This window comes from Thiosulfatimonas sediminis (assembly GCF_011398355.1).
Lineage (GTDB): Bacteria > Pseudomonadota > Gammaproteobacteria > Thiomicrospirales > Thiomicrospiraceae > Thiomicrorhabdus > Thiomicrorhabdus sediminis_A.
On sequence record NZ_AP021889.1, the window covers coordinates 724083 to 738559 of the forward strand.

At 44.9% G+C, this 14477-nt stretch carries 16 protein-coding genes; 6 read left to right on the plus strand and 10 right to left on the minus strand.

Annotated features, from left to right (window positions below):
* Positions 1-4: 4 nt before the first annotated feature.
* From HRR27_RS03315 to HRR27_RS03330, 4 genes are all read left to right on the plus strand, one after another.
* Complete coding sequence (locus HRR27_RS03315; protein WP_173270871.1) at positions 5-598, plus strand: sugar transferase; 594 nt, start codon at positions 5-7, stop codon at positions 596-598.
* 53 nt (positions 599-651) lie between these two features.
* On the plus strand, positions 652-873 hold the full coding sequence (locus HRR27_RS03320) for a hypothetical protein (protein WP_173270873.1): 222 nt from the start codon (positions 652-654) through the stop codon (positions 871-873).
* A gap of 115 nt (positions 874-988) precedes the next feature.
* Complete coding sequence (locus tag HRR27_RS03325) at positions 989-1300, plus strand: hypothetical protein (protein WP_173270875.1); 312 nt, start codon at positions 989-991, stop codon at positions 1298-1300.
* Positions 1301-1422: 122 nt separating this feature from the next.
* Positions 1423-3312 (plus strand): polysaccharide biosynthesis protein, encoded by a 1890-nt coding sequence (locus tag HRR27_RS03330; protein WP_173270877.1) that lies wholly within the window; start codon positions 1423-1425, stop codon positions 3310-3312.
* 164 nt (positions 3313-3476) lie between these two features.
* Here HRR27_RS03330 and HRR27_RS03335 read toward each other — a convergent pair whose 3' ends face one another.
* The 10 genes from HRR27_RS03335 to HRR27_RS03380 form a co-directional block, all read right to left on the minus strand.
* Complete coding sequence (locus HRR27_RS03335) at positions 3477-4619, minus strand: O-antigen ligase family protein (protein WP_173270879.1); 1143 nt, start codon at positions 4617-4619, stop codon at positions 3477-3479.
* Between the two features lie 242 nt (positions 4620-4861).
* Entirely contained in the window at positions 4862-5713 is an 852-nt protein-coding gene (locus HRR27_RS03340; protein WP_173270881.1) for an SEL1-like repeat protein, read from the minus strand.
* Between the two features lie 107 nt (positions 5714-5820).
* Complete coding sequence (locus HRR27_RS03345) at positions 5821-6465, minus strand: OmpA family protein (RefSeq protein WP_173270884.1); 645 nt, start codon at positions 6463-6465, stop codon at positions 5821-5823.
* Between the two features lie 100 nt (positions 6466-6565).
* The gene (mgtE, locus tag HRR27_RS03350) at positions 6566-7918 is read right to left on the minus strand and encodes a magnesium transporter (protein WP_243830874.1); all 1353 of its coding nucleotides are present in this window, start codon (positions 7916-7918) and stop codon (positions 6566-6568) included.
* Between the two features lie 302 nt (positions 7919-8220).
* Positions 8221-8550 carry a ribosome hibernation-promoting factor, HPF/YfiA family gene (gene hpf / locus HRR27_RS03355; protein ID WP_173270886.1) on the minus strand — a complete coding sequence of 110 codons (330 nt, stop codon included), beginning with the start codon at positions 8548-8550 and terminating at the stop codon, positions 8221-8223.
* Positions 8551-8956: 406 nt separating this feature from the next.
* Entirely contained in the window at positions 8957-9679 is a 723-nt protein-coding gene (lptB, locus tag HRR27_RS03360) for an LPS export ABC transporter ATP-binding protein (RefSeq protein WP_173270888.1), read from the minus strand.
* A gap of 45 nt (positions 9680-9724) precedes the next feature.
* Positions 9725-10273, minus strand: a complete 549-nt coding sequence (gene lptA, locus HRR27_RS03365) for a lipopolysaccharide transport periplasmic protein LptA (protein WP_173270890.1) — start codon at positions 10271-10273, stop codon at positions 9725-9727.
* Positions 10274-10304: 31 nt separating this feature from the next.
* Entirely contained in the window at positions 10305-10919 is a 615-nt protein-coding gene (locus HRR27_RS03370) for an LptA/OstA family protein (RefSeq protein WP_173270892.1), read from the minus strand.
* Positions 10920-11010: 91 nt separating this feature from the next.
* Positions 11011-11556, minus strand: a complete 546-nt coding sequence (kdsC, locus tag HRR27_RS03375) for a 3-deoxy-manno-octulosonate-8-phosphatase KdsC (RefSeq protein ID WP_173270895.1) — start codon at positions 11554-11556, stop codon at positions 11011-11013.
* A 20-nt stretch (positions 11557-11576) separates the two neighbouring features.
* Positions 11577-12566 (minus strand): calcium/sodium antiporter, encoded by a 990-nt coding sequence (locus HRR27_RS03380; RefSeq protein ID WP_243830875.1) that lies wholly within the window; start codon positions 12564-12566, stop codon positions 11577-11579.
* A 243-nt stretch (positions 12567-12809) separates the two neighbouring features.
* On the opposite strand from HRR27_RS03380, the gene HRR27_RS03385 reads away from it, so the two are divergent.
* Together HRR27_RS03385 and HRR27_RS03390 are read left to right on the plus strand one after the other, a co-directional pair.
* The gene (locus tag HRR27_RS03385) at positions 12810-13439 is read left to right on the plus strand and encodes a hypothetical protein (protein WP_173270897.1); all 630 of its coding nucleotides are present in this window, start codon (positions 12810-12812) and stop codon (positions 13437-13439) included.
* A gap of 209 nt (positions 13440-13648) precedes the next feature.
* Positions 13649-14470 (plus strand): ABC transporter ATP-binding protein, encoded by an 822-nt coding sequence (locus HRR27_RS03390; RefSeq protein WP_173270899.1) that lies wholly within the window; start codon positions 13649-13651, stop codon positions 14468-14470.
* Positions 14471-14477 lie beyond the last annotated feature (7 nt).

The window sequence follows — 14477 nt, forward strand, 5'->3', positions numbered from 1 at the left end:
GTTTATGAAACGACTCTTTGATTTAACATTAATTTTTTTAAGCTTGCCGTTGTTATTACCGGTGTTTGTGGTGGTGGCAATTTTGGTTCGTCAAAAATTGGGTTCACCGATTTTCTTTACCCAAGTCCGTCCTGGTAAAGATGCCAAGCCTTTTAAAATGATGAAGTTTCGTTCGATGACCGATGAGCGCGATGACCAGGGTGATTTGTTGCCGGATGCGGTGCGTTTGACGAAGTTTGGGCGGTTTTTGCGCTCGACCAGTTTGGATGAACTGCCGGGTTTGTGGAGCGTGTTAAAAGGCGATATGAGTTTAGTCGGGCCACGTCCGTTGTTGATGGAGTATTTGCCGTTATATTCTGCCCAACAAGCTCGCCGCCACGAAACCAGGCCTGGTATTACCGGCTGGGCGCAGGTCAATGGCCGTAATGCGATTGGCTGGGAAGAAAAGTTTAAGCTCGATGTTTGGTATGTGGATAACCGTTCACTTTGGTTAGATATTAAAATCATTTATTTAACTTTGAAAAAAGTCATTGTGCGTGATGGCATTTCGGCAGAGGGTGAAGCGACTATGACTAAGTTTACGGGGTCTGGAAAATAAAGGATAATTTTGTTCTGTGTAACGTGTGTCATGTTTGATTGAAGGGGATAGTCATGATTGCAATTAGAGAATATGTCAAGGTTGAGAATCACCAAGTTCACATAACACTGCCTGTTAATTTTGATTACGATGAGGTTGAGGTGCTGATTTTGCCAAAAGAACAAGGTGTGAGTCTTAAAAAGAGCCCGTTTAATTTTTCTGATATTGCTGGGCGTCTTGAATGGCAAGGTGATGCTTTGGAAGAACAGCATAGAATCAGAAATGAATGGAAATAACTTTATTTTAGATACGAACGTAGTCATTCAATTGCTTAAGGGGAATCAATAAGTCCTCCAGATAGTTACAGGTGCCGATTTTATAGCGATATCTGTTATTACCGAATTAGAGTTTTTGTCTTTCACAAAATTATCCAAAAATGTTTTAGGTTTTATTATAAATGAGTTGACTTTATCCCAAAAGATAGGGACTCAGTTCCCCTATGATTGGTCTAATCTTTTGGCTATGAGCGAAGATTTTTTTGTGCGAAATGTATTTGAAAAAGGGTTGTTTCGAGATATGTTACAAACCGTTCGATATTTTGGTTTTGAGCGCACAGATCCCGTTTTTCAGACACTTGAAGATTCACTGCCGAAACCGACTCTTCGGGCTTATGAAAATATCAGGATAGGAATGTTAAATGCTAAAAATCGACGCACTGCCTGAAAATACGGGGCGCTTATTTTTAGTTTGATAAAAATCTTATTAATCGTTTAAAACATTCTGAAAATGTCCTGTTTTAGCTATAGAATGTACAAAAAATAAACTTTGAGCTACATAAATTTAAAATGAACAAACCTCTTTTCTCGCTACTTTCTCTTTCTCGTTTTCATAAGCGTGTCATTTCGGTTCTTATTGATGTATTCGGTTTGGTGATTGCATCTTACTTGGCTATTTGTATTCGGTTTGGTGAGGCTTCTCATATTGAACCGTATTTATTGTCGATTTCTATATTGGTGTTAATTGCAATTCCGGTATTTATTTATCAAGGGTTGTATCGCGCGGTTATTCGTTATATCGGACATAAGTTTGCTAATACGGTCTTTTTTACGGTTAGTACGGTTTTTGTGTTGTGGACGTCGACGCTGTTTATGTTGGATTTGCCATTTCCGAGAACGGCGATTCTGATTGATTGGTTGTTAGTGTTGCTTTTTATTGCAGCGACGCGATTGATTGCTAGGCGTTTATTATTTTCTGTTGCTCAGGCAAAAACGGAAAAGCATCCGCGCCAAAACATTGTGATTTTTGGTGCGGGTTCGTCTGGCCGGCAGCTTTTTAATGCGATTTTAAAAATTCCACACATTTATGCGGTGGGTTTTATTGATGATGATAAAAATCTGCAAAATCAAGAAATTAGTTGCGCGCGTGTTTATAAGCGTGATGATTTGGCCTATTTGATTGATAAGTATCAGGTGACGGATGTTTTTTTGGCGATTCCGTCTTTAAAGGCATCACAGCGTAAAGATGTGATTGAGTGGTTGGAGCCGTTTCAGGTAAAAGTGTCTTCGGTACCGGGGATTGATGAGATTGTTTCTGGCAAGATTCGTTTTTCTGATATTAGAGAGGTTGATATCGGGGATTTGTTAGGCCGAGATGTGGTTGGCCCGCATCCTGATTTGTTGGCGAAATGCATTGCTGGACAAAGTGTGTTAGTCACTGGTGCAGGCGGTTCGATCGGTTCTGAATTGTGTCGCCAAATTTTGGCTCAGCGGCCGAAGCGTCTGGTTTTGCTGGAGTTAAGTGAGTTTGCTCTTTATTCAATTGATAAGGAGTTGACTAAATTAAGCCAGGATTCGGCCTGCGAACTGATTCCGGTTTTAGGCAGTGTTCGTGATGAACTTAAGTTAAAGCGCTTATTGGTTTTGTACGGTGTTGACACTGTTTATCATGCGGCTGCTTATAAGCATGTGCCTATTGTGGAGCATAATTTACAAGAGGGTATTTTCAATAACACATTTGGTACTCATACCACTGCCAAGGCCGCAGGTGAAGTTGGGGTTAAGAATTTTGTATTGATTTCAACCGATAAAGCAGTGCGTCCAACGAATGTGATGGGGGCGAGTAAGCGGATGGCGGAACTTGCGTTGCAGGCTTTGCAACCGGTGTATCCCAAAACGCATTACAGTATGGTACGTTTTGGCAATGTATTGGGTTCTTCTGGATCGGTTATTCCGTTATTCCGCAAGCAGATTTCGAATGGCGGGCCGGTTACCGTGACTCATCCTGAAATGACGCGTTATTTTATGACCATTCCTGAAGCGGCTTCGCTGGTTATCCAAGCGGGTTCGATGGGGGTTGGCGGTGAAGTCTATGTGTTGGATATGGGTGATCCGGTAAAAATTGATTTGCTTGCCCGTAAGATAATTCGACTTTCTGGACTGGAAGTGATGGATTCGGATGGTCATGGTGATATTGAGATTTGTTATACCGGTTTACGCCCAGGTGAGAAGCTTTATGAGGAGTTGCTTATTGGTGATAATCCGGACGGTACGGAGCACCCTCGTATTATGAAAGCAAATGAATATTCGATCTCCTATATAGAATTTACCGATGCATTGCATCATTTAGAAGTGTTGCTTGAAAATCAGGATTATGTTGGTTTATTAGAGGCAATTGGCACGGTTGTGAAAGGGTTTCAGCATACCGGTGAAATCGTTGATTATTCAATCAAACCATAGTCTACGATGTTGAATGGTTTTGAATCGCGTTGAATGGTTTTGAGCTGTTTCAATAGGTCCAAGGATACCAGCGTTAAGCCGGGGAAATACTAAGACTGAAAGGGGCGCGGATTCGGTTCTATTTGGTCTTATTTTGTGCCTTTTTATCAAAGCTTATCTGCAGCTTATTCCGCGCTTCTTCGGTGTTTTGGATTTTTATGCATGGCCGCTAAAACCGCAATGGCGCATACGCTAATCAAAGTGAGTGCGTTGGCAGGAATGTGTAAGTTAAAGTCGGTTGCGGAGTGTAAGGCGATGGCAATTAACGCCATGCTGCTGCCTAAGCCAATGCCACTGCGATAGGTGGATTTTTGGTTTCTGATGGCTTTTATTGCCATGCCAAGGGCGCCTAATAGAAATACGCCGAGTGGCAATATGCCGATGACTCCGTATTCGATCCAAAATTCAAGATAGTCATTGTGCGCATGATCAATGCGCCCTCCGTAATTTGGTCCGGCCAAGGGCTTAAATGCATTTTCAAAACTTCCGGCGCCTTTACCGACAAACGGCGCTTGCTCTAATAGTTGCACACTATTCTGGTTAATTGGGCTTCGTAAATCATTGATTGTGAGCAGTAGTTTACCTTGCTGTTCGCTGACGGTTATCTGTGTTTGCGTTAGCCTGTCTTTGAGTTGTTCTAAGCCGAAAAATTGGCTGATAATCATGATGTCAATCAGAATAAAGCTGAGTAAGAGTAGGCTGTTTCTGATGCGGTGAGTTGCTGTTTTTAGGATGAAAAATGCGCCGATGATGCTAAGTGCGATGACAAACGCGGCGTTTCCCATTCGTGAGTGTGACATCACCAAGCCGATTACCATGATGATTAAGGCTAAACGAATTAGCATTTTATAGCTGGTTAGTAATTCGATGAGGTTTTTCCAAGACCAGTCTCTGTTGTCCCGTTGTGCCAGTAGTAATCCAATTGCAAGGGCGATGGTCATCAGTAAGTAGCCTGCAAAATGATTGCGGTTGATGTAGGTGCCGTGTGCTGAGGGTTGATTTGCTAAGCTGGTAAAAAGTGGGTCGATTAAATTGAGCACTGTGGCGGCGCCAATAAATGCCTGAATTGTGCCGCCGACAATCAGTGTGATGATTAGTTTGTTGAGTGCGTTGCGGTTTGCGAAGTGGGCTAGTAGTAAAACAAAGAATGTGCTGTAGGCGATGCCAAGCATAATGTATTGTAAGTTTTGATCAATATCTTGCGTGGGTAATAGCCACGCTTGGGCTAACGCCCAGATTTGTACCAATATTAAGAGTGTGAATAACACAACACCTTGGTGGGGTATTTGAGGCTGACGGCATGGATTTTTTAGGCGGTCAAAACTCCATATAATCGCGGATAGAGCGATGAGCAGAATGAGTAAGCTGGCGGACCAATCTCGGTTACTTCCGAGTGGAATGGGAGCCCAAAGCAGTATGCCGAGTAGTAACCATGTGTTTAGCTTATGGAGTTGACTGGTTGCTCGCTTAGGTTGAGTCGTGGTTGTGCGCAGTGGGTTAATCGCGGTGTTCAATTTTGTGGTGTATCCAGGTATTGGTTTACATTTGCAAAGGTGCGTATCCAAGGGGTAATCCCGTGATCGATTGTTATGCGTTGAGCAAGCTCATTAATATCTTTGCGGCTTTCTTTGGATTCTAGTAGGGCGATATAGTTTATTTTTTGATTGCGTCTTTGCTTGAATACTTTGGCATTCTCGATATTTTTCTGCTGTAACATTTTGTGCAAACCGGTTACCGATTTGGCGCTGGCTAATTGTAGGGTGAAGTTCTGTTTTGGCTGTTGCTCGAACCATGCAATATCTTGGAAGGTAATCGCTTGTTCTGAAGACGGTTGTTGTGCTTTCAGGGCGATTTTTTGTGCGAGTTTGTTTAGGTTCTTTTCGGCGAGTGCATTGTTCTGTTGGGCCGCTTTGCGATACCAGTTTTGTGCTTTGGTGAGGTCTATAGGCACGCCTAAGCCGTGTTCATAAATCCAACCGAGATTGTTTTGGGCGTTTGAATGGTTTTGTTGTGCGGCTTGCAAAAACCATTGTTGCGCTTTTAGGTTGTTTTGGGGAACGCCTTTGCCTTGAAAATACATGACTGCTAGGTTGTATTCTGCATTAATGTCACCTTGTTGAGCGGCGGCTTCATACCAGTAAATCGCTTCGGCGTAATTCTGTTCCACTCCTTTTCCTAAATCGTAGAGCAGACCAATGTTACTTTGTGCGGTGGCTAGGCCTTGTTTGGCTAGAGGCATCCACTCATTGAATGCCTTGGTGTAGTTTTGTTGCTGGAAAGCTGCAATGCCATCGGCAAAATCGGCTTTTGCAGGGTGTGAGAAAAAAAGAACGCACAGAGATATAAAAAACAGTCTCTTCAATGTTGTTTCCTTATGTCGGCTTGCAAGGCGTTATGTGGGCTTATTCTGAATTTCCTTAACTCTTTGCAACACCGTGTTGAAGTCAATAAGGACTTAATTCTGCGTTTTTAAATCTCACTAATCAAGAAGGTCACACGGCGGTTCATGCGTTTACCTTGCGGCGTATCATTACTGGCGATTGGGCGTTCTTCACCGTAGCCGTAAGTAACGATACGGTCGCGAGATATGCCGTTGTCCATTAGGTAAAACGCGACGTTTTTAGCACGGTTTTCTGAGAGTTGTTGGTTAAAGGCTTCGCTGCCGTCGCTATCGGTATGGCCTTCGACGTGAACACGGGTATTTGGGTAGTTGTTGAGTGCATCCAGCACCGGTTTTAGTCGCGTTAATTCGGTGGGTTCAAGTTTGGCGGAACCGGAACGGAAGTTTACGTCTTTGACTTGTACCTGAATGTACTCTTGGCCGTTAATGCTGACGGGGGTGACATCGGTATTTGGGTCGTTGGCGGTATCTTTATTGACTTCTTCGTACACTTTTCGAGCGGTGAAACCGGTGATGGCGCCGACCACAATTTTACCGGCGTTATTGTCCATGCCCAAGGCGTTGGCCATTAATGCGCCGCCGATTGCCGCGACACCGGTGACGACGTTTTTTTCGACTTCGCGGTCTTCTTTGGTCATTTCGCGATTTTGACTGCATCCAGCTAAAACTAAAGAGCCAATTAATAATGAACTGACGGCTAAATGATATTTCATGTTTTATCTCCTTAATCGAATGTTATTGGCACTTTAAATCTTTTTGCTTCGCTTCTCAAGAGATGCGCTTTGCTTGTCATCTTCTTGCCAAGGTTGGGGGTTAAATCAGCACAATGGTGGCTAATCCTAGAAAGACAAAAAAGCCCAGTGAATCCGTAACGGTGGTGAGCATGAGTCCAGATGCCAATGCGGGGTCAATTTGCATACGTTGCAGTATCAGTGGAATCATGGCACCGGCAAAGGCAGCAGCCACCAAGTTGATGAGCATTGCGGTTGCAAAAATGGCACTGAGTTGCCAGTCTTGGAACAAGACTAAGACCGCTAGACCGGTGAAAATTGCCCAGATAAAGCCGTTATACAGGCCAACGGTGGATTCTTTGATGAGCAGCGAGCGACTATTGGATTTGCCTAATTTTCCGGTTGCGAGGGCGCGAATCACGATGGTCGCCGTTTGAGTGCCGGCAATCCCGCCCATACTGGCAATAATCGGCATAAGCACGGCTAAGGCGACAACTTTCTCAATTGAAGCATCAAAAAAGCCGATAACAATCGAGGCAAAAATTGCGGTGAGTAGATTTATGCCCAGCCAGAACGTTCGGCGTTTGGCGGCGCGGCTGGCGGGTGCGAAAATATCTTCGTCTTCATCCAGACCGGCGCTGGCCATCTGACGATGCTCGGCTTCTTCACGAATGATATCGACCACGTCATCGATGGTGATGCGCCCTAATATGGTGTTTTGGTCGTCTACCACTGGGGCAAAAATTAAATCTTGTTTTTCAAATAAGTGCGCGACGTCTTTGGTTGAGGTGTAGACATTGACGGCAGGCACCGCTTGGTCAACAAATTCGTGAACTTCGCAATCTTCATCGTGGGTTAAGAGGTAACGCAGTTGCAGACAGCCAACGTAGTGGTCGTCACGGTCACGAACCAAAAGCGCTGTTGTTGAGGGTGGTAAGTCACCCAGTTGACGCAGGTAACGCAATACGACTCCGAGGCTAACATCGGCACGCACTGAGATAAAGTCCGGGCTCATTAAACCGCCCGCGGTATCGTCGCCGTAGGTCATTGCGAGCTGCACTGCTTCACGATTACTGTCGTCTAGGGAGGCGACAAACTCTTTCTGTTCGTGGCCTTCCAAAGACTGTGCGATGTCGACGATATCGTCGATGGGTAGCTCTTCGGTAATTTCGATGATTTCGTGGGTTTCGAGTTCGCCAAGCAGATTGGCACGGACTTCATCATTTAAGTGCGCAAGCACCTCCCCTTGTTTATCGGTGGGGATGCCTTTCCAAAGAATGCTACGTTCTTTGGGTGGTGACGATTCGAGCATTTCTGCCAGTTCTTCGGCGACAAAATGGGCGCTGAGTTGCTCAATTTGTGTTTGGTTGGTTTCTCTTACCGCGCCGAATAGTTGCTCGGTCATTTGATTTTTGTCGATAGTGGTCGTGCTCACAGAAAACCTTTACTGTCTTTAAATGCCTTTTGGGCGTAAACAGAGTCATTTCAGAAACGCTTGGGATTAGTTGGCGTTTCAGTGGGTGCAGAGATAAAGAGACATCGAATAAGTCCAAACTCTTCGGCGTCTTCATAAGTAAAAACAATGACAATATTGTAGCAGTTCACCAGCGCTTGGTTAGTCTGGTTTTGGGCTTGTCATGCAAAATTTAAGGCAAAAAAAACGCCTCAAACCGTTGGGGTTGGAGGCGTTTTTTGGCAGTTAATCGCTTAACTGATTGTGGATGCTTTGGCTAGAAATTAAGCTTCTGCAACCATGTTTTTGACTCCACCAGATTTCTTTTGGTGGTTACCAATTTTTTCTTTGTGCTTGATAATTTGGCGATCTAATTTATCAACTAAGCCGTCAATTGATGCATACATATTTTCCGATTCTTGCTGGGCAAACAGATCCGCACCAGAAACATGAACCGTTGCTTCAGCAATTTGTGCCTGCTTGTTAACGGTTAAAATCACATGAACATTGGTGACATGATCAAAATGGCGTTCTAGTTTTTCAAGTTTTTCCGAAACATAGCTACGAAGGGCATCAGTTACGTCGATGTGGTGGCCTGTGATGTTGACTTGCATATAATCGCTCCTTTAGTTTTACATTTGCGATTTGACTAGGAGAGTCAATCCAAGAAGGGTTGATTTACTCTTTATTTATTAGGCTCTTTTCCTGTCTTCAATTTCAGTATAGCACTGCTTTTTTAAAAAAACAGTCAAGAAAACTTCCATTTACCGATTAGTAAATTTAATTTTAATGTCGATCAATTTGCCGTTTAGGTGCTTAAAATGGCAAATGTGCATTTTTGATAGAAAATTCAAAGGGATAATTTTCCATATCGAAAGTGGTGTTATTTGTACGCACTAAAATAGACGTTGCGGAATGACATAAAATTTTTTTAAAGGAGGGCAGATACAGTGCATTTTTAGCCCGCTATCTGGCTAAAAAATCTTTGGCTTTCTGTTTTGGGCGCAGAGTTAATCGTTCTTAAGCGAAGTTTTCACCGAGATAGACGCGCTTGACTTCGGCATGGTTGAGGAGTTCTTGTGGTTTGCCTTTGGCTAAAATGGTGCCGGCGTGCAATATATAAGCTTGATCGCAGACCCCTAGGGTTTCGCGGACATTGTGGTCGGTAATCAGGACGCCAATGTCGCGCTCTTTTAAGTGGCGAATAATGTTTTGTATGTCTTTAACTGAAATCGGGTCAACGCCGGCAAAAGGTTCGTCAAGTAAAATGAATTTGGGTTCCATGGCCAAGGCGCGGGCAATCTCTACGCGACGGCGTTCGCCACCGGAGAGGGCTTGTCCCATCTGTTCTAAGATGTGTCCAATTTGCAGGTCGTCTACCAAGTTTTCAAATAACAGATTTTGTTCTGCGTCGCTAAGCTCTGGACGCATTTGCAAAATGGCTTTGATGTTGTCGCTCACGCTTAGTTGGCGGAATACCGAGCTTTCTTGCGGTAGATAACCGATTCCGAGTCGAGCGCGTTGGTGAATCGGCATATTGCTGATTTCTTGGTTGTCTAGGTAAATTTCACCGCTGTCATTATGGACTAAGCCGGTCATCATGTAGAAGGTGGTGGTTTTGCCGGCACCGTTTGGCCCTAAGAGTCCAACCACTTCACCGCTGTGTACATCCAAGTCGACCTCGGTCACGACGTGTCGTTTTTTATAGCTTTTTGCGAGTTTGCGAGCGTAAAAATGCGCCATTACGAGCCTTTAAGTTTATCGGTCTGTCGGTTTACCGGTTTGCGGTTAAGGTGTTTGGGTATTTGGGATGAGAATCACTTCGACCCGTTCTTTGTTTTGCGCATCGGATTCTGCTTGCAGTGTTTGCTGTTGAAGGTCATAGACCAGTTTTGCGCCACTGATTTTGTGTTTGCCGTCTTCGGCAACTTGCGCATCGCCGATAAAGGTAAGCGTATCGGTTTTGCTGACATAGCGGATGGTTTTTGCTTGGCCTTTGGTTAAGGTTTTCGTTTGTGGGTCGATGCGCTCAAAGGTGGCCGGATTACCGCTGATTTCAATTTTTTGCAGTTGGTTATTTGGGTGGGTGATTTCAATCTGATCCCCTGCGAGTTGCAGCGCCCCTTGTTGGACTTCGACATTCCCTTGATAACGACTGATACCTTGTTTTTCTTGTACCAGTAATTGGTCGGCTTTAATGCTGATGGCGTCGTTTTTTTCTAAATTTCGTTCAGCGCTGATGGCTGGCAAAGAGAATACCAGTACGCATAATAGAAGCGTACCTAGCGTCAGCTTGTTGATAACAACGGTGCTTAAAAAAGGAAGGGCTAGAGTCATAAATACACTTTGGGTAAATTCGTGGTTGCGATTATTCGCGCTGAGCGGACGGGGTAAACTGCCCGATAACGCCCTTGCCAAAACGCCAAGTTCCGGTGGCTAAGTCGGCTTGTAAATTACCAGCGAGAACTTGGCTATCCGTCTGCGTGAGCTCGATTGCTTGGTCGCTGCGCAGTGTTTGTTGTTGCTCATTATAGGTAAATTGTGTGCCGGAGAGCTGAATTTCTTGTCGCCAGTTTTGGGTGTTGTTGCGCCAATGCTGCAGTTGCACCGGTTGTTGGGTTTGGCTGAGTTGAATTATTTGTTGGGTCATTTCCGCGCGGTCACTGCTCATTAAATTGAGTTGTTGCGGTGAATAGATAACCAAATTAAGTTTTTCGATTTGAATATGTTCTTGGTTGTCGCTGATTACTTTATCGGCGTGCAGATAAAGATTGTTGTCGGCAAAACTCTCACCGTTGGTTTTTTGTACAACTTGCGGACGCCACATTTGGGTGTCGGTGAATTGCCAAACCGCTGGTTTATTGTTTTGTGCAGTAATTGGAGGGGTATCTTGTTGATTGGATTCTAGCCACAGATTCGCCCAAAGCGCGGCGGTGGCAAGCGCTAAACTGAGAATAGAAAGGTGGCTTTTTGAAAGTTGCATAATACCGTTACTGTGCAGGGTAAACCGTTGGACTGCATTATAAAAGGTTATCTATTCAAGAAGCCACTATCTGGCACGGATTTTTAAGGTATTACTCTGCTAGGTCGCGAAGGTAGAAGTCCATGTGCTGCTGGAAGGTTCCTTGTGAGCGCATGATGATTTCACAGACTTCGCGTACAACGCCTTGGCCACCGATGTAGTTTGAAACATAGTCTACGCGGCTTTTCACTTCTGCTTCGCCATCGGCTGGAGTGATGCTAAAACCAATGCGCTTTAGAATCGGTAAATCGAGAATGTCGTCACCGATATAGGCAATCTGTTCCGGTGCCAGTTTTAGCGTTGCAAGCAGTTCGAGAAAGCTGGGTAGCTTGTCTGGCACGCCCATGTAGAGGTGGTTGATTTTTAAATCTTGGCAGCGTTTCGCAACCAGTTTAGAGGTGCGTCCGGTAATAATACCGATGTCGACACCACTTTTTTTAAGCATGACCATGCCATGACCATCACGGGTGTAGAAGGCTTTGAGTTCTTCACCACTGTCGCTGTAATACAGGCGATTGTCCGTCAGAACGCCATCGACATCCAAGATTAGGAATTTTATTTTTTGTGCTTTTGCAGCGATGTTCGGAGCAATGTGCATAACTACCTCTATGGGCGCGCTTATAGGCCGCCAGTTGAACGTAAATAAAGTAGGTATAAGTAACCGATAAAGGCGCTTGTTAAGAGGATTCCGCGCGTTCGGTCAATGGTTGCTTGGCCGCGTAACGGTAGAGCAAAAACCAGCATTGCCAGAGTAAAGCCGAGCATGACGAGCATATCAATATTTAAAATGTCCGGTTCCAGAATGCTCGGCGCAAGAACCGCCGGAACTGCCATGACGGCAAGAATGTTAAATAAGTTTGAGCCAACAATGTTCCCAATAATTAAGTCGGCTTGGTTTTTACGGGCTGCGGCAATTGCGGCAGCCAGCTCTGGCAAACTGGTGCCAATCGCGATAATCGTTAAGCCAATGACGACTTCAGGTACTTCAAAATATTGGGCAATATCGACCGCGCCAGAGACCATCATTTTTGCGCTAATCATCAGAATAATCAGGCCACCCAGCAAATACAGTAATCCTTTGTTTTTGCTCAATTCGGGCAGTTCTTCAAGTTCGTGCACGGTTTCTTGGGCCATTGGGTCATTTGGGTCTAAGGCTTTATTGGCTTTAATCATCCAGGCCATGACCAGCACTAATGAGAGAATTAATATTCCACCGTCTAACATTCCCAGTTTGCCATCGAAAACCAATAGGTAGACACCAGCGGAAATCGCTAAAAGTAGCGGTAGTTCGCGCTTTAAGATGGAAGATTTAACAATAACTGGGGCAATTAAGGCTGTTATCCCTAATACCAAGCCGATGTTGGCGATGTTTGAACCGATGGCATTGCCGACCGCAAGTGCCGGACTGCCGTCTAGGGAGGCTAATGCTGCAACCACCATTTCCGGCATTGATGTTCCGAAACCCAGCACGACAACACCAATGACAAGAGGTGAGATTTTTAAATGTACGGCGGTACTGGCGGCACCGTCGATGAAAATGTCTGAACTCCAGACAAGAAGTGCTAATCCAATAATCAACAATAAGCTAGGCAGTAAAAGTGTTGTCATAATTAATTTACTTCAGTCGGTATCTTTGAGGTGCATGGCACTCTTAAGGTTAAAAAGTGCCGAGAATTATAACGGAATTTATGTCGAATGGATAAATCTTATTTATAAGGTTGAGTATCCATTCTATGAAAAGGGTTTATTGCGGTGATTGCTCTTAATTGCTCGAAGTTCGATGATTGAAGGCGTGGAAAATTACTGTTTTTCTTCATACAATGGGCGCTCAAAAGTGAATAGGGTCAACGGATGAAAACACTGGAAAATATGGAAATCAGTACGCTGGGATGGATGTCGAGTGCTTGGCAGTCCGACTTTTATCCGGAGGATTTGCCCAGTGAGTGGTTTTTTGATTATTACCTGAATTATTTTCGCTTGGCGTGTGTTCCCGCGTCGGAATGGTTGCAGTGGCGAGTTGATAATGGATTAAGTTCAACGGCTTTTGCTAACTTTGCCGATTGTGTTAATCAACAGAACCGTTTGTTGCTGGTGGCTGGCGAGGCTGATTTTGATGAGTTGCAGCGCCTTTTACCTTTGCTCCAATGTACGTCACTTGGTGAACAATTGATTGGTGTTTTGCTTCAGGCAGAGGGTCATTTACCGCCGCAGAGTGTAGCCGGTTATCCGTTGACCTTGTTGTCACGTCAGTTGCAGTGGCCGGGATGGTCTTGGCAGGCAGGTGAACTCACTGTTTCTGGGGCGCCGCTGTGTTGGATATCGGAGTTACCGACCAACGGACGCGAGCAGAGTCAGTTGTTAAAATCGTTTATGCAGTCGTTGGCTGAGCCGCTCGCGGTGCCCGTTTGTATTGCCGATGAAAACGCCCAGATGAGTGATATTCGCAATTTGCAGACAGTCGCGGAGTTGTTAGGTTATTAGTTGCGTCGTTCGATGGGCTATTCGCTTGTCGTATCTTTGCAACGATTCCATCTCTACAGCGTCTATTCACGATTTTTCCTTTTCCTTGCGAGGTTGAATCGGTACACTGAGTCGCATTGTTGCACCTGTGTGTTGTAAAAGTGAAACAATACACGGCGAATGAATGCAAATTAGCCCCATTAATAGAAGAGTTTTAGGTTGCCTTGAGCATGTCGGATAATTTAATACAAATTGACGGTCTGAGTTTTGCGCGAGATGAGCGCAAAATTTTTGACGATATCAGCTTGCAGATTCCGCGTGGCAAGGTCACCGCGATTATGGGGCCAAGCGGTACGGGTAAAACCACCTTATTAAAGTTGATTGCTGGACAGCTAACGCCGGATTCCGGCACCGTCACGGTCGATGGGCAAAATGTTCATCAACTAAAGCGCAGTTCACTTTATGCGTTGCGCCGCAAAATGGGGATGCTGTTCCAAAGTGGCGCGCTTTTAGCGGATTTAAACGTCTTTGATAATGTCGCTTTTCCGTTACGCGAGCACACTAAGTTGCCACCAGAAATTATTAATCCGCTGGTGCAGATGAAATTGCAAGCGGTTGGTTTGCGCGGTGCGCGGCACTTAAAGCCAGCGCAATTGTCTGGCGGTATGGCACGACGAGTCGCTTTGGCACGAGCGATTGCTCTGGATCCAGAAATGATTTTTTATGATGAGCCGTTTGTGGGGCAAGATCCGATTACCATGGGCGTTTTGATTGAGCTTATCCGTAAGCTAAATGACTCTTTGGGCTTAACTTCGGTCGTTGTATCGCACGATGTGAACGAGGTTTTGTCGATTGCCGATTATGTATGCGTTATCTCCGAAGGGAAAATTATCGCGCAGGGTGATAAAGAGGCGATTTTGGCCGAGTCAAACCCGTTTGTAACCCAATTTGTGCATGGTATGGCGGATGGCCCTGTGCCTTTCCATTTTGACAAGAATGATTATCGCCACTCTTTGGCGAATCCGCGAGTCGCCACCGGCGGCGCCGAGTAACATAAAG

Bases quoted from the DNA above. Each gene is read 5' to 3' on its own strand.
- HRR27_RS03315 (WP_173270871.1), top strand. From the start codon at position 5: ATGAAACGACTCTTTGATTTAACATTAATTTTTTTAAGCTTGCCGTTG.
- HRR27_RS03320 (WP_173270873.1), top strand. From the start codon at position 652: ATGATTGCAATTAGAGAATATGTCAAGGTTGAGAATCACCAAGTTCAC.
- HRR27_RS03330 (WP_173270877.1), top strand. From the start codon at position 1,423: ATGAACAAACCTCTTTTCTCGCTACTTTCTCTTTCTCGTTTTCATAAG.
- HRR27_RS03345 (WP_173270884.1), bottom strand. From the start codon at position 6,465: ATGAAATATCATTTAGCCGTCAGTTCATTATTAATTGGCTCTTTAGTT.
- hpf (WP_173270886.1), bottom strand. From the start codon at position 8,550: ATGCAAGTCAACATCACAGGCCACCACATCGACGTAACTGATGCCCTT.
- lptB (WP_173270888.1), bottom strand. From the start codon at position 9,679: ATGGCGCATTTTTACGCTCGCAAACTCGCAAAAAGCTATAAAAAACGA.
- lptA (WP_173270890.1), bottom strand. From the start codon at position 10,273: ATGACTCTAGCCCTTCCTTTTTTAAGCACCGTTGTTATCAACAAGCTG.
- HRR27_RS03370 (WP_173270892.1), bottom strand. From the start codon at position 10,919: ATGCAACTTTCAAAAAGCCACCTTTCTATTCTCAGTTTAGCGCTTGCC.
- kdsC (WP_173270895.1), bottom strand. From the start codon at position 11,556: ATGCACATTGCTCCGAACATCGCTGCAAAAGCACAAAAAATAAAATTC.
- HRR27_RS03380 (WP_243830875.1), bottom strand. From the start codon at position 12,566: ATGACAACACTTTTACTGCCTAGCTTATTGTTGATTATTGGATTAGCA.
- HRR27_RS03385 (WP_173270897.1), top strand. From the start codon at position 12,810: ATGAAAACACTGGAAAATATGGAAATCAGTACGCTGGGATGGATGTCG.
- HRR27_RS03390 (WP_173270899.1), top strand. From the start codon at position 13,649: ATGTCGGATAATTTAATACAAATTGACGGTCTGAGTTTTGCGCGAGAT.